Origin of the sequence: Zunongwangia atlantica 22II14-10F7 (assembly GCF_002094855.1) — a bacterium.
GTDB classification, from domain to species: Bacteria; Bacteroidota; Bacteroidia; order Flavobacteriales; family Flavobacteriaceae; genus Zunongwangia; species Zunongwangia atlantica.
In genome coordinates, this window is the sequence record NZ_ARYN01000001.1 from 89,922 (window position 1) to 104,460 (window position 14,539).

11 protein-coding genes are annotated in these 14,539 nt (G+C 36.2%); 10 read left to right on the top strand and 1 reads right to left on the bottom strand.

The annotated features are described in order from the left end of the window. Window positions 1–33: 33 nt before the first annotated feature. Window positions 34–3,420 carry a bifunctional aspartate kinase/homoserine dehydrogenase I gene (gene thrA / locus IIF7_RS00360; RefSeq protein WP_084839724.1) on the top strand — a complete coding sequence of 1,129 codons (3,387 nt, stop codon included), beginning with the start codon at window positions 34–36 and terminating at the stop codon, window positions 3,418–3,420. 118 nt (window positions 3,421–3,538) lie between these two features. Here thrA and gldA read toward each other — a convergent pair whose 3' ends face one another. Then, the gene (gene gldA / locus IIF7_RS00365; RefSeq protein ID WP_084839725.1) at window positions 3,539–4,444 is read right to left on the bottom strand and encodes a gliding motility-associated ABC transporter ATP-binding subunit GldA; all 906 of its coding nucleotides are present in this window, start codon (window positions 4,442–4,444) and stop codon (window positions 3,539–3,541) included. A gap of 421 nt (window positions 4,445–4,865) precedes the next feature. Between gldA and IIF7_RS00370 the strand changes: the two genes are divergently transcribed. The 9 genes from IIF7_RS00370 to IIF7_RS00410 all read left to right on the top strand — a co-directional run bounded on the left by IIF7_RS00370 (window position 4,866) and on the right by IIF7_RS00410 (window position 14,539). Further along, the gene (locus tag IIF7_RS00370; RefSeq protein WP_084839726.1) at window positions 4,866–5,690 is read left to right on the top strand and encodes a prephenate dehydratase; all 825 of its coding nucleotides are present in this window, start codon (window positions 4,866–4,868) and stop codon (window positions 5,688–5,690) included. 2 nt (window positions 5,691–5,692) lie between these two features. Then, window positions 5,693–6,838 carry a pyridoxal phosphate-dependent aminotransferase gene (locus IIF7_RS00375; protein ID WP_176218874.1) on the top strand — a complete coding sequence of 382 codons (1,146 nt, stop codon included), beginning with the start codon at window positions 5,693–5,695 and terminating at the stop codon, window positions 6,836–6,838. Further along, window positions 6,835–7,683 (top strand): prephenate dehydrogenase, encoded by an 849-nt coding sequence (locus IIF7_RS00380; protein WP_084839728.1) that lies wholly within the window; start codon window positions 6,835–6,837, stop codon window positions 7,681–7,683. Before IIF7_RS00375 ends, IIF7_RS00380 begins: the two co-directional genes overlap by 4 nt. Before the next feature lie 10 nt (window positions 7,684–7,693). Further along, window positions 7,694–8,776 carry a bifunctional 3-deoxy-7-phosphoheptulonate synthase/chorismate mutase type II gene (locus tag IIF7_RS00385; protein WP_084839729.1) on the top strand — a complete coding sequence of 361 codons (1,083 nt, stop codon included), beginning with the start codon at window positions 7,694–7,696 and terminating at the stop codon, window positions 8,774–8,776. 93 nt (window positions 8,777–8,869) lie between these two features. After that, on the top strand, window positions 8,870–9,817 hold the full coding sequence (gene rsgA, locus IIF7_RS00390; RefSeq protein ID WP_084839730.1) for a ribosome small subunit-dependent GTPase A: 948 nt from the start codon (window positions 8,870–8,872) through the stop codon (window positions 9,815–9,817). Continuing rightward, complete coding sequence (gene dtd / locus IIF7_RS00395; protein WP_084839731.1) at window positions 9,814–10,266, top strand: D-aminoacyl-tRNA deacylase; 453 nt, start codon at window positions 9,814–9,816, stop codon at window positions 10,264–10,266. Before rsgA ends, dtd begins: the two co-directional genes overlap by 4 nt. A 51-nt stretch (window positions 10,267–10,317) precedes the next feature. After that, entirely contained in the window at window positions 10,318–12,228 is a 1,911-nt protein-coding gene (locus IIF7_RS00400) for a DUF3857 domain-containing protein (protein WP_084839732.1), read from the top strand. 12 nt (window positions 12,229–12,240) lie between these two features. Next, complete coding sequence (locus IIF7_RS00405) at window positions 12,241–14,247, top strand: transglutaminase domain-containing protein (RefSeq protein WP_084839733.1); 2,007 nt, start codon at window positions 12,241–12,243, stop codon at window positions 14,245–14,247. Continuing rightward, window positions 14,213–14,539 carry a nucleotide pyrophosphohydrolase gene (locus tag IIF7_RS00410; protein ID WP_084839734.1) on the top strand — a complete coding sequence of 109 codons (327 nt, stop codon included), beginning with the start codon at window positions 14,213–14,215 and terminating at the stop codon, window positions 14,537–14,539. The genes IIF7_RS00405 and IIF7_RS00410 overlap by 35 nt, the downstream gene beginning before the upstream one ends.

Below are 14,539 nucleotides of genomic sequence, written 5' to 3' on the forward strand. Positions count from 1 at the left end.
TTTTAAACTTTCAAAAGTTTAAAAAGAGAAAAGTTGAAACAAGATTTATTACAATTACAACTTAAGGATTTTACCACATTAAGTGGCGCTACGCAGGATATTACATTGTCGTATCACGTGTTCGGCCAGCCATTACATTCGGCGCCTATCGTGATGATAAATCATGCACTTACGGGAAACTCTGAAGTTGCCGGAGAAACCGGTTGGTGGAAAGATGTTGTAGGGTCAGAAAAATGTATCGATACTGATAAATATACCATTCTGGCTTTTAATGTGCCTGGGAATGGTTACGACGGAATTCTAATTGAAAACTATAAAGATTTTGTAGCAAGAGATATCGCCAGGATCTTTCTTCTAGGCTTAGATTCATTAAAAATCGAGCATCTTTTTGCACTGGTTGGTGGTTCGCTTGGAGGCGGAATCGCGTGGGAAATGGCAGCTTTAAGTCCGGAGATTACTGATAATTTAATCACAGTAGCAACCGATTGGAAATCGACCGACTGGCTTATCGCTAATTGCCAGATTCAGGAGCTGTTTTTAAATAATTCTAAAAATCCGGTGCACGATGCGCGTATGCACGCCATGTTGTGTTACCGTACGCCCGAGTCTTTTAAATCCCGTTTTAAAAGAACCCAAAACGAAGAACTTCAGGTTTTTAATGTAGAAAGCTGGTTGTTGCACCACGGCGCAAAACTTCAGGAAAGATTTCAGGTGGGTGCGTATAAATTAATGAATCAGCTTTTAAAAACGATCGATGTTTCTCGTGGTAGGCCAGAGCTGGATAAAGTTTTAGAAAGTATCAATGCAAATATCTGCATTATTGGGGTAGATTCAGATCTCTTTTTTACTGCGGAAGAAAACAGGGAAACTTACAAACAGCTGGCGCAAAATAGCAATAAAGTGACTTATGGCGAAATCCATTCGTTACACGGTCACGATGCATTTTTAATCGAATTTAAACAACTGGAAAATATAATTGCAGGCATTTTTCAAAAAGCAAATAAAATGAAAGTAGTAAAGTTTGGCGGAAAATCTTTAGCCAACGGAGAAGGTATCAATACGGTTTTAGAAATTATTGAAGAAAAGATCAAAAATGAAGAACGTATTGCGGTAGTGGTTTCAGCAAGAGGAAAAACCACAGATCAGCTTGAAAATTTATTGGAAAAAGCATCAGAGAACGAAGATTTTGCTTCGGCTTTCGAGAAATTTAAAGCCTACCAGATCTCAGAATATGATTTTGTAGATTTTTCAGAAGAATTTAAAAATATCGAAAAACTACTGGAAGGTGTTCGTTTGCTTGGCGATTACAGCGCGAAAATTAAAGATCAGTTACTTTCTCAGGGCGAATTAATGTCGGCTAAATTGATCACAGAAATTCTAAAACAACGCGGTTACAAAGCCAATTTTACCGATACGCGTAAATTGATTAAAACCGATGATATTTTTGGAAATGCCCAGCCATTGGATGCACTTTCAAAAGAGAATGTTCTTGAGCATTTTCAAGAATTTAATGGCAAAACAGTGAATATCGTTACCGGTTTTATTGGCTCGAACGCTAAAAATGAAACCACTACTTTAGGGAGGAACGGTAGTAATTACACCGCTTCGTTAATCGCAAATTACCTGGATGCTGAAGAGTTGCAGAATTATACCCATGTAGACGGAATTTATACAGCGAATCCAGATTTGGTGCCGAGTGCACAGCGAATCGACCAGCTTTCATACAACGAAGCTAATGAGCTTGCGAATTTTGGAGCAACGATCTTACACGCCAAAACTATTATTCCGCTAATCGAGAAAAATATTCCGCTTAGAATCCTGAATACTTTTAATAACGACAATCAGGGAACTTTGATCACAGCGAAACCGAATAAAGAAGGAATGAAGTCCCTTTCGGTTTTAGAACATACGGCATTGCTGAATTTAGAAGGTCGTGGTTTACTGGGGAAATCTGGTGTAGATGCAAGGGTTTTCCGTGCGCTTGGTGATGCCCAAATAAGTGTGAGTATTATTTCGCAGGGTTCTTCGGAACGTGGAATTGGTTTGGTGGTAGATGCTGAAAATGCAGTGCGTGCGGTAAAAGCTTTAGAGCGTGAATTTGAGAGCGATTTTTATTCCAAAGATGTGAATAAAATTTCGGTAGTAGATGATGTTTCGGTGATTTCGATCGTTGGGCAGGATCTAAGTACATTCCATAAACCTTACGATGCGCTGATTAGAAACCAGATCGTTCCTTTGCTTTTTAATAATACTGTGACCGGGAAAAATGTGAGTTTGGTGGTGAAAAAATCACAGCTGAATAAAGCCCTAAATGTAATTCACGGTGAGATCTTTGAGATTTGTAAAAAGATCAATATTGCGATTTTTGGCCACGGAACGGTTGGTGGTACTTTGATCAATCAGATCTTAGATTCAGCAGCAACTATTGAAGAGCGTAAAAAAGTAAAACTGAATATTTTTGCGGTTTCAAATTCCAGAAAGTTATTGCTTCATGCCACCGGAATTGGCTCAGAGTGGAAAACACAATTAGAAGAAGCGCAGCAGGAAGCCTCGATCGATGAGGTAATTAAATATGCGAAATTATTCCATTTAGAAAACCTGATCGCGGTAGATAATACGGCGAGCGAAGCTTTTGTTCAGAATTATAATAAACTGGTAGATCATGGTTTCGATTTGGTGTCTTCCAATAAAATTGCGAATACTTTAGGTTTCGATTTTTATAAGGAATTGCGTGAGAATTTAGAGAAAAACCAGAAACAATATTTATATGAAACCAATGTTGGTGCCGGTTTACCGCTAATCGATACGATAAGAATTTTACACCTTTCCGGAGAAAATATTACCAGGATTCGGGGTGTGTTTTCAGGAACTTTAAGTTATTTGTTCAATACTTTTTCTGCGGAAGATCGCACGTTTAGTAGTGTTTTAAAAGAGGCGATCGACAAAGGATTTACCGAGCCAGACCCTCGTGAAGACCTAAATGGAAATGATGTTGGCCGAAAATTATTGATTTTGGCTAGAGAACTTGATCTTCAGAATGAATTTAACGACGTTAAAATTAAAAATCTTGTTCCTGAAGATTTACGTGGCGGTGATGCGAAAACATTTGTGTCGAGATTAGAAGAATTAGACGCTACTTATCAAAAAGTAAAAGAAGAGCAAAAGCCAAATCACGTATTGCGATATATTGGTGATTTATCTGGAGATTTACAGCAGGACAAAGGGGAATTGGAAGTTGCTTTGGTTTCTGTGCCAGATGATAGCAGTTTGGGGCAGGTAAAAGGAGCCGATTCTATCTTTGAAATCTATACCGAATCTTACGGGGATCGCCCAATTGTGATCCAGGGTGCCGGTGCCGGTGCCGCGGTAACTGCGCGTGGTGTTTTTGGTGATATTTTAAAACTTTCAGAAAAGAAATAGCATAATTAATACTGAAAAAGGAAGATTGCTAAAGCCTCATATTCGATAAAATATGAGGCTTTTTTTGTATAAAATCGACTTCTGTTGTTCCAAAAATTATCGTGAAAAACGTCGAATATTAATCTTTAGATTGCTGAGTTAATTCAGTAAACAAACTTTCCAGATTTTTAGATTTTTGATTTAGTTGAAGGGTTTTTAGTCCGTTGTCATGAGCAAAGTCAAAAACAGCCGGACGCATATCTTCGGTTGTGGCAAAAGTAAGCTCATACACAAAACCTGCAGGGTTTTTTACATTTTTTAGATGTGGAAGCTTTTGCAGCGCTACCATTTCGATACGATAATCAAATTCTACTTCAATAATTTGTTCTTGTCCTTTACGAAGATCGGTTAATTTCTGGTTGGTGATAATTTCGCCATGATTTATAATGATTACGCGATCACAAAGTGCTTCAACTTCCTGCATAATATGAGTAGAAAGGAAAATTGTCTTGTTTTTGGCGATATTCTTAATTAGACTACGAATTTCTACAAGTTGGTTAGGGTCCAATCCGGTGGTAGGTTCATCCAAGATCAACACCTGTGGATCGTGTAATAAAGCTGCGGCCAAACCAACACGTTGGCGATAACCTTTAGAAAGCTGATCGATCTTTTTGTTGGCTTCAGGAGTAAGATTGGTTAATTTAATCACCTCTTCTATACGATCTTTCTTAATTCCGTAGACTTTAGCATTAAACGCCAGATATTCCCTAACATACATTTCTGTATATAAAGGATTGTGTTCTGGCAGGTAGCCAATACTTTTTTGTAGATCGTGTAATTGCTTATCGATCTCGAAACCATTTACACTGGCATTTCCTTCAGAAGGTTTAAGATAACCGGTTAAGATTTTCATTAAAGTTGATTTTCCGGCACCGTTAGGGCCAAGAAAACCTACAATTTCACCTTTTTCAATAGAAAATGAAATTTGGTTTAGGGCTTTTTGTTCCCCATAGAATTTTGATATTTTTTCTACTGAAATCGACATATTAGAAGCTTTAGGTCAAAAGTAAGCATAAAATTGGCGTTGCAAAAGTAGATTTTAGATGATAAGCTGGTGATATTGAAAAACTTATTTTTCAGCATTAGTATTTATTATTTAAAAACAGGCTTTTTAAGAATGGCTTTGCTGCAAAATTTCTTCTGAAAAAACTGAAATATAAAAAGATTCGTAAAAAATTAAATGATGTGAAAAAAAAATAAAAAATGGTTTTTCATATTAAAATATAATTATACTTTAGTCAGCGTAACAAAGAACAAATGAAAAACTTAATTACTTGGAACGCATTTTTTTATTTTTATTTCTTTTTTAAGGAGTAGAGATCGGGAATGGTATGTAATTAAGCAAACAATATTATATAAAAGTCTCGATCTAAAAATCGGGACTTTTTTTTTACATCAATTTTTGAATGAAAAAAGTCATAGGAATACAGGGAATTCAGGGATCTTTCCATCATTTGGTTGCTCAGCAATATTATAGTGAAGATGTTGAGATTTTGGAATGTATGTCTTTCCAGGAACTGGTAAGAAGCCTTGTTGCCGGGGAAACCCAGGAAGCTGTTATGGCGATCGAAAATTCTATCGCAGGCTCTATTCTTCCTAATTATGCATTGATCGACGAGAATGATCTGCATGTGGTTGGTGAACATTATATCCCAATTGCAATGAATATGATGGCGTTAAAAGGTCAGCAGATTGACCAGATCAAAAAAGTATATTCGCATCCCATGGCTTTATTGCAGTGTAAAGAATTCTTCAAAAAATATCCCAATATTAAATTAATTGAAGATACAGATACTGCCGAGGTTGCCAGAAGAATTTCAGAAAAACAATCTAAGCATGTAGCGGCTGTAGCGAGTACTGCGGCGGCTTCAATTTTTGGATTGGATATTCTGGCTTCAGATATTCATACAAAAAAGAGTAATTCTACTCGATTTTTGATCATCAGTAAAACTAAAAAAGAACCAAACGGGGAGAAGATCGATAAAGCTTCTTTGAAATTTGAGTTAGAAAGTCGCACCGGGAGTTTAGTTTCAGTATTAAATATTATGCGCGATTTTGATCTAAACATGACGAAGATCCAAAGTATGCCAATTATTGAAACTCCCTGGAAATACAGCTTTTTTATCGATATCACTTTCGATGATTACGAGCGATTTTCTAAAGCGATGGAAGTTTTGGGAATGATGACCGAGCAATTAAGAATTTTTGGAACATATAAAAACAACGTTTAATAATGATACCAGCCAATAGGTTAGAACATGTAAAAGAGTACTATTTCTCTTCTAAATTAAGAGAAGTTCGTGCCTTGCAGGCCGCAGGTAAACCCATTATCAATTTAGGAATTGGTAGCCCGGATTTACCGCCACCGCCACAGGTGATTGCCGCCTTAAATGAAGGTTTAACTCAAAATGGTGCGCATCAATATCAGCCGTATAAAGGAACAGCTGATTTTAGGAATGCGATTGCCGGGTTCTATCAAAAGTATTATCAGGTATCATTAGATCCTGAAACCGAAACCATCCCGTTAATGGGAAGTAAAGAGGGAATTTTGCACATTTCTATGGCCTATTTAAATGAAGGTGACGAGGTGTTAATTCCTAATCCTGGGTATCCTACCTATACTTCGGTTTCGAAATTGGTTGGTGCAAAGGCAATTTTTTATGATCTAAACGAAGAAGGGAACTGGTTGCCGAATTTCGAGGAATTAGAGCAGAAAGATTTAAGTAAAGTGAAAATCATGTGGGTTAATTATCCACATATGCCAACAGGAGCATCGGCTACAGATGAAGTTTTTGAGCAATTGGTTGCTTTTGGAAAAAAGCATCAAATCCTTATTGTAAATGATAATCCGTATAGTTTTATCCTGAATGAAAATTCTAAAAGTATTTTAAAGGCTGAAGGCGCTAAAGCAGTTGCTTTAGAATTGAATAGTTTGAGTAAAAGCTTTAATATGGCGGGTTGGCGCGTAGGAATGTTGAGTGGAAGTGCTAAAAATATCGAGACGGTTTTAAAGGTAAAAACCAATATGGATAGCGGGATGTTCTACCCTGTACAGGCTGGCGCTACTGCTGCATTGAAATTAGATAAAAACTGGTTCGATTCTATGAACTCGGTTTATAAAAGCAGAAGAGCTAAAATATTAGAATTAGCTGCAGCCTTAAATTGCACGCCAGGCAAAGAACAGGCAGGAATGTTTATTTGGTGTAAAGTACCTGAAGGAAAATCTTCTGAAGAGTTTGTAGATAACTTGTTGCACGAGCATAGCATATTTACCGCGCCAGGTTTCATTTTTGGAGATATGGGCGAAGGTTATATTCGTTTTTCATTATGTACAGACGAGAAAAATGTAGATGAAGCCATTAAACGAATTAAGGGATGAAAGTAAGTGTAATTGGTGTAGGTCTTATTGGTGGTTCGTTTGCTTTGGCAATAAAGGAATCCTTTCCTGAAAGTAGCATTTTTGGTATCGATAAGAGCGAAGCACATGTAAAGGAAGCTTTAGAAATCGGTTTTATCGATGTTGCCGGAACAATGGAGGATCTTGCCGACAGTGACGTTGTAATTGTAGCGGTACCGGTAGATATAAGTATCAAGGTTTTAAAAGAAGCTTTAGATCATGCCGGGGATAATACTTTGGTGATCGATGCCGGTTCTACAAAATTCAAATTGTGTGAAGCGGTAAAAGATCATCCAAAACGAAGAAATTATTTATCGGCTCATCCTATTGCAGGAACCGAGTTTTCAGGACCTTCAGCAGCTATAAAAGATTTATATAAAGAAAAGACCAATATCGTATGTGAAGTAGAAAAGACAGCTTTTAAACTTCAGGAGCGAGGCATGGAAATCTTTAGAAGAATAGGAATGCGTATTCGATATATGGATCCAGAATCTCACGATCGTCATATTGCTTATGTGTCCCATTTGTCGCATATAAGTTCTTTTATGCTGGGAAAAACAGTGCTCGAAAAAGAGAAAAATGAGCGTGATATTTTCGATTTGGCGGGAAGTGGATTTGCTTCAACCGTAAGACTGGCAAAAAGTTCGCCGGCAATGTGGTCGCCTATTTTTCAGCAGAACAAAGAAAATGTGCTGGAAACATTAAATGAATATATTCAGAATTTAAGCTCTTTTAGAGACTTGATCGCCAACGACGAGTTTGGCGAAGTGTACAACGAAATGGAACGTACAAATCATATAAAATCAATTTTAAACGGAATTAGCTAAATTTTTTATCATGGAAAACAAGAAAGAATTAAGAAACTGGTTAGACGCATTCGGATTAGATCATCCGTTGGTAATCGCAGGACCATGTAGTGCAGAGACTGAAGAGCAGGTGCTAAAAATTGCTCATCAGTTAAAAGATACCGATGCTACAGTTTTACGTGCCGGAATCTGGAAACCAAGAACAAGACCAGGAAACTTCGAAGGTGTTGGTGCTTTAGGTTTAAAATGGCTACAAAAGGCTAAAGAAGAAACTGGAATGTTAACCACTACAGAAGTTGCAAATCCTCATCACGTAGAGTTAGCTTTAAAACATGATGTAGATATTCTGTGGATTGGAGCAAGAACCACAGTTTCTCCTTTTATCATTCAGGAAATCGCAGATGCGCTTAAAGGAACAGATAAGCCTGTTTTAATTAAAAACCCTGTAAACCCAGATCTTGCGTTATGGCTTGGTGCAGTAGAACGTATGTACACTGCAGATATTAAAAATCTTGGAGTAATTCACAGAGGATTCTCCAGCTACGAAAAATCGAAATATCGTAATAACCCAGAGTGGCAAATTGCGATCGAATTACAAAATAAATTCCCAGACCTTCCTTTAATTTTAGATCCTTCTCACATTGCAGGACGTCGTGATATTATCTTTGATCTTTGCCAAACTGCGCTAGATCTTAACTTCGACGGATTAATGGTAGAGACTCATTGGGATCCAGATAATGCTTGGAGTGATGCTAAACAGCAAATTACTCCGGAAACTTTAGTACAGATCATGAAAGATCTTAAAATTAGAAAAGAGGTTTCTGAAAGTGAAGATTATCAGAATAAATTACAGAATCTTAGAGCGAAGATCGATATTGCAGATAATCAATTGATCGAGCTTTTGGCAAAACGTATGAAAATTTCTGAAGATATTGGTCATGTGAAAAAGTCACAGAACGTAGCAATCCTTCAGACGAAACGTTGGAACGAGATTTTAGGGAAAATGGTTTTAGAAGGAGAGCAGGTAGGTTTAAGTGAAGAGTTTGTTTTAAAATTATTTAAAGCCGTTCACCAGGAATCAATTAATCACCAACAAACTATTTTAGATAGTTAAGCATTAAAATGATTTCTTGATTTTCCAAAATAAGATAATACCTCGTGAAATTGTGTAATTTTGCGAGGTATTTAATTAGAGGAAAACATGTAAATGAGAGGAACGGTTTATAAATCTACAGGGAGTTGGTATCAGGTTAAAGCTGAAGATGGGACGTTTTACGACTGTCGTATCAAAGGAAAATTCCGTATTAAAGGAATAAAAAGTACCAATCCTGTTGCTGTTGGAGATAAGGTAGAGTTTGATCTTGAAGAAATTTCAGAGCAAACTCAGGGGGTGATCAAAAAGATTGGCGATCGCGATAACTATATCATAAGACGTTCTGTAAACCTTTCTAAGCAAACTCATATTATCGCTGCCAACATCGATCAGGTTTTCCTGATGGTTACCCTAAATAATCCACCCACCTTTACCACTTTTATCGATCGTTTTTTAGTTACTGCAGAAGCTTATCATGTAAAAGCAGTGCTTCTTTTTAATAAAATCGATACTTATAATGATGATGAACTTTTGGAGATTAAATTCCTGGCAAAGATGTATCGTGAAATTGGGTACGAGTGCATAGGAATTTCAGCAAAAGGAGGCAAAAACGTAAATAAGGTAAAAGAAATGATGTTGGGTAAAACTTCGATGTTTTCTGGGCATAGTGGTACCGGTAAATCTACTTTGATCAATGCTTTAGAACCTTCCTTAAATTTAAAAACTTTAGAAATTTCAGAACAGCATAAACAGGGACAGCATACTACAACTTTTGCTGAAATGTTTGATCTAAGTTTTGATGCCAGGATCATCGATACTCCAGGAATCAAAGGCTTTGGTGTTGTAGATATTGAAAAAGAAGAGCTTGGTGATTATTTCCCTGAATTTTTCAAATTAAAACAAGATTGTAAATTTCACAATTGTCTTCATCTTAATGAGCCAAAATGTGCAGTAAAAGAGGCGTTAGAAAAAGGAGAAATTCCGTGGTCCCGTTATAAAAGTTATTTGCAAATTATAGAAGGCGAAGACGAGCCTTACCGAATGGATAATTATAAAAAATGAGAGTAGTACTTCAACGAGTAACAAAAGCTTCGGTAACTATCGAAAATCAATTAAATGCTGAAATTGGTTTAGGACTACTATTATTAGTTGGGATAGAGGAAGAAGACACTTCAGAAGATATAGAATGGCTTTGTAGGAAGATCGTTAATATGCGAATATTTAATGATGAGGACGGTGTGATGAATAATTCACTTTTGGATATAAATGGCGATGCTATCATTGTTAGTCAGTTTACTTTACACGCCAGCACTAAAAAAGGGAATCGCCCAAGCTATATCAAAGCAGCTAAACCAGATATAGCAATTCCGTTATATGAAGAGTTTTTAATCAGTTTTGAAAAGCATCTTGGTAAGAAGGTTGGAACGGGAAAATTTGGCGCAGATATGAAGGTAGAACTGTTAAATGATGGGCCGGTAACAATCTTAATAGATTCTAAAAATAAAAGTTAAAAATTCTTAAAATTTTAATATATTGCAAGACGAACGTTACCAGTTTTTGCAATGAAATCTTTTTTACTGAGCGTCATGCTCCTAAGTGGAATCCTGTGTTTTGCTCAGGACTCCTATCAAAGTATCATTCTTAAAAAAGAACTTACCGAACATGCTAATGCGGTAATTAGGGATGAGAACATCCAAATTGAGATTGAGGATGTAGATAAAATGACTGTTACCACCAAACGAGTGGTTACCGTTTTGAACAAATACGGAAATGGTTTTGTTAGAGCCTATGATTTTTATGACGATGGCGATGCGAAGATAAAGTCGCAGTCTGCCTACGTTTACAACAAAATGGGGGCTGAGATTAAGAAGTATAAACAGCGTGATTTCAAGGATCAAAGCGCCGTTGGCTCTTCCAATTTATACTCAGATAACAGGGTGAGCTATCTGGATTATTCGCCTATGAGTTACCCTTATACCGTTGTTTACGAGAGTGAGGTGCAAATGTCTACAACTGTTTTTATTCAACCATTTCACCCAGTAGATGGGTATTATGTTAGTGTTGAATCTAGTAAATATCAGTTAAAAAATCCAAATCATATACCAGTACGTTATCTAGAGGCGAATTTGGATAGTATTCAGTTAGAAAAAAATAATACCGATTTTGAAATCAGTTATGCGGTAAAAAATATTCCAGCCTATAAATACGAACCTTATAGTCCGCAGATTTCAGAAATGACCCCTAAGGTTAAAGTAGCATTGAATCGCTTTAGTTTAATGGGTGTAGAAGGAACGGCTGAGAACTGGAAGGAATTTGGGAAATGGCAATACGAAAACCTAATTAAAGGTAGGGACGAGTTATATTCTTCTACCCAGGCTGAAATTACAGAACTTGTAAAAGGAGTAGAGACCGATTATGAAAAAGCCAAGCTTATTTACGAATATATGCAAGGAAAAACCCGGTATATAAGCGTGCAGTTAGGTATTGGTGGTTGGGAGCCTATTCTGGCTACAGAGGTAGATCGCGTAGGTTATGGCGATTGTAAAGGTTTAACCAATTACATGAAAGCTTTACTGGCATCGCAGGGAATAAAATCTAATTATGCAGTGGTTTATGCCGGTGACGAGCAAAAAGATATCGATCCAGATTTTGCCTCGATGCAGGGGAATCATGTGATTTTAAATGTGCCAGGAATCGCAGAAGAAGACGTTTGGCTAGAATGTACAAGTCAGTCTTTACCATTTAACTATTTAGGTGATTTTACAGATAATCGCCATGTATTATTAATCAAAGAGGATGGTGGCGAAATTGTAAAAACGCCAAATTATGAGTGTGATATTAATCTTGAAGAAACACTATGCGAAATTGGTCTTTCTGAGGATGCTTTTACAGCCAGTATAAAAAAGCAGAGTAAAGGGATCCCTTACGGAAATAATTACCATATCCAGGCGCAAAAAGATAAAGACCAAAATCTATATTATAAAGAGGTATTTGGAAATCTTCAGGGAATTCATTTTGATCACCTGAGTTTTGAAAATGATAAAGAACAGGCTAGTTTTTCTGAAGAGTTAGAGTTTACCGGAAAGAAATTCTATACCACAGCAGGAAATAGAATTTTGCTGCCCTTAAATTTCATAGAGCCCGAAATTGATATGGTTTCGCGAAACGAAGACAGGTTATATCCGGTAGAAATCTTACGTGGATTTACAAATAACGATCAATTTAATTTTAAAATTCCTGAAGGTTATGCGGTGGAGGCCCTACCCGAAGCAATAAGCATAGAAACCGATTTTGGAAGTTTTAAACTCTCTGTTCAATCTTCACAAGATGATCCCAATATCCTGGTGGTAAAACGCTCGGTTAGTGTGAAGCAGGGACAATGGCCAGCAGCTCAGTTTGGTGATTTTAGAGAGTTTTTAAACAAAATCAACATGTTAAGCAATCAAAAAGCTGTTTTAGTGAAAAACGGCTAAAAATTATTTACTATGCGTTTAAAATTTTATCTAATTGCATTTCTCTTGGTAGGAGGCGCAATGCAGGCACAGAACTACAAATTTGGTAAGGTTTCTAAAGAAGAGATAGAGGAAACCGAGTATCCTACAAATAAGGATGCAGATGCAGCTATATTGTATAAAAAACAATATACTTTTTATGATTATAACTCTACAACAGGACTTGCTTTAATAACCAGATATCATTATCGAATTAAACTTTATAACGAAGAAGGTTTTGATTGGGCTACGGTTAATCTTAATGGATATATAAGTGGAAGTGACGAAGAGAAAATTTACGGAATCAAAGGCTATACCTATAATCTTGAAGGCGATAAAATTGTAGAGGAGAAATTAAGAAAAGAAGAAATTTTTGATGAAGAAGTTTCTAAATATCGTAAAGCAGTAAAATTTACGATGCCTTCCTTAAAACCGGGAAGTGTAATAGAGTTTGAGTATGAAAAACGCTCTCCATTTTTAACTTCACTTGATGATACCGAATTACAGTCTACCATACCTATTAAAATGATGGAGGTCAAAGTAGAAATACCAGAGTTTTTTGGTTTTGTTTCTCATTATAATCAATTGGCTTCACTGTTTATACCTATAGATCAAACTAAAGAGCCGTTTAATATGCATACTCAAAATAATGAGTACTTACAAACGGTATATTCTATCTCTAAAGAAAATATACCCGCTCTAAAAGAAGAGGTTTATGTGGATTATTTGGATAACTATGCCGCCAGAATAAAATGGGAATTGCAATACACCAAGTTCCCAAACCAGCCTATGGATTATTTTAGCCATACCTGGGAAGATGTTTCAAAATCTATTTATGATGACGGAGGATATGCTACAGAATTAAAAAGAAGCAATTTCTTTCAGGAGGATGTAGATGCTATTTTAGAAGGTGCTGCAACTCCTGAAGATAAATTGATAAGAGTTTACAATTTCATAAAAAGTAAAATCGCCTGGAACGAGTATATTGGTTTTACTGCAGAAAACGGAATTAGAAAAGCTTATAAGGATGGAACTGGAAATACCGGTGATATCAATCTTTTATTAACCGCAATGTTAAGATACGCAGGGCTCGATGCAAATCCTGTTTTGTTAAGTACAAAAAGTAATGGGGTTCCAGTTTTTCCAACCAGATCTGGATTTAATTATGTGATTGTTGGAGTGCAGTTTGGAGATCAGATTTTACTTTTAGATGCTACAGATAAAAATGCTGCACCAGGAGAATTGCCAGAAAGAGCTAGAAACTGGCAGGGAAGAATAATTAAAGATGAAGGAAAATCTGATTGGGTTTATCTTTTGCCAAGTTATAAATCTAAAGAACTTAATTATATCAATTTTCAGATCACAGAGGATTTAAAATTAAAAGGAAAATTTACTGGTGTATACAATAAATTGGTTGCGAAAAATTTTAGAGATCAATTTAAGGGAATTAATGAAGATAGTTATATCGAGATGCTTCAGGATGGAAAAGGAGATATTTTAATTTCAGAATTAACCAAAGAAAATGAAAATGAGATAGGACAGGATATAAAAGAAGTTTACCAATTCGAGCTTAATAATGGGGTAGAAGCAATTGGTGATAAACTTTATATTAATCCGTTGTTGTTCTTATCTGAAAAAGAGAATCCATTTAAAGCCGAAGAAAGAATATATCCTATTTATTTAAATTATCCGGTAGAACATGCTTCAACCGTAAATATTATGATTCCTGCTGGTTATAAGATAGAGTCACTACCAGAAAGTGCTTTAGTAAATATGAATGAAGAGGATGCTAGTTTCAAATATCTGCTAACCCAAAGTTCAAATTTCTTAAGATTAGAAACCTCAATAGATTTTAATAAGTCTGTTTATGCTGCCAGCGATTATGATCATTTAAAAAACTTTTTCGATGAAATTGTGAGTAAACATTCAGAAGCTATAGTTTTGTCTAAAATAGAAGAAACAACAGATGAATCTACACAACTCACAAAAGGACGTCGATAATTGGATTAAAGAACACGGCGTAAGATATTTTAATGAATTAACTAATATGGCGCAACTCACCGAGGAAGTTGGTGAAGTTGCGCGTATTATTGCTCGTCGATATGGGGAGCAAAGCGAAAAGGAAAGCGATAAATCAAAAGATCTGGGAGAAGAGCTTGCAGATGTTGTATTTGTAGTGCTTTGTCTTGCTAACCAAACAGGCGTAGATTTACAGGAAGCTTTCGATAAAAAACTAGATCTTAAAACAAAAAGAGATCACGACAGGCATCATAATAACGAAAAACTGAAGTAA

Excerpts from the sequence above, each read along its gene's own strand:
- dtd (WP_084839731.1), top strand. The coding sequence starts at position 9,814 with ATGAGAGTAGTACTTCAACGAGTAACAAAAGCTTCGGTAACTATCGAA.
- IIF7_RS00410 (WP_084839734.1), top strand. The coding sequence starts at position 14,213 with ATGAATCTACACAACTCACAAAAGGACGTCGATAATTGGATTAAAGAA.
- IIF7_RS00405 (WP_084839733.1), top strand. The coding sequence starts at position 12,241 with ATGCGTTTAAAATTTTATCTAATTGCATTTCTCTTGGTAGGAGGCGCA.
- IIF7_RS00385 (WP_084839729.1), top strand. The coding sequence starts at position 7,694 with ATGGAAAACAAGAAAGAATTAAGAAACTGGTTAGACGCATTCGGATTA.
- IIF7_RS00375 (WP_176218874.1), top strand. The coding sequence starts at position 5,693 with ATGATACCAGCCAATAGGTTAGAACATGTAAAAGAGTACTATTTCTCT.
- gldA (WP_084839725.1), bottom strand. The coding sequence starts at position 4,444 with ATGTCGATTTCAGTAGAAAAAATATCAAAATTCTATGGGGAACAAAAA.
- IIF7_RS00370 (WP_084839726.1), top strand. The coding sequence starts at position 4,866 with ATGAAAAAAGTCATAGGAATACAGGGAATTCAGGGATCTTTCCATCAT.
- IIF7_RS00380 (WP_084839728.1), top strand. The coding sequence starts at position 6,835 with ATGAAAGTAAGTGTAATTGGTGTAGGTCTTATTGGTGGTTCGTTTGCT.
- IIF7_RS00400 (WP_084839732.1), top strand. The coding sequence starts at position 10,318 with ATGAAATCTTTTTTACTGAGCGTCATGCTCCTAAGTGGAATCCTGTGT.
- rsgA (WP_084839730.1), top strand. The coding sequence starts at position 8,870 with ATGAGAGGAACGGTTTATAAATCTACAGGGAGTTGGTATCAGGTTAAA.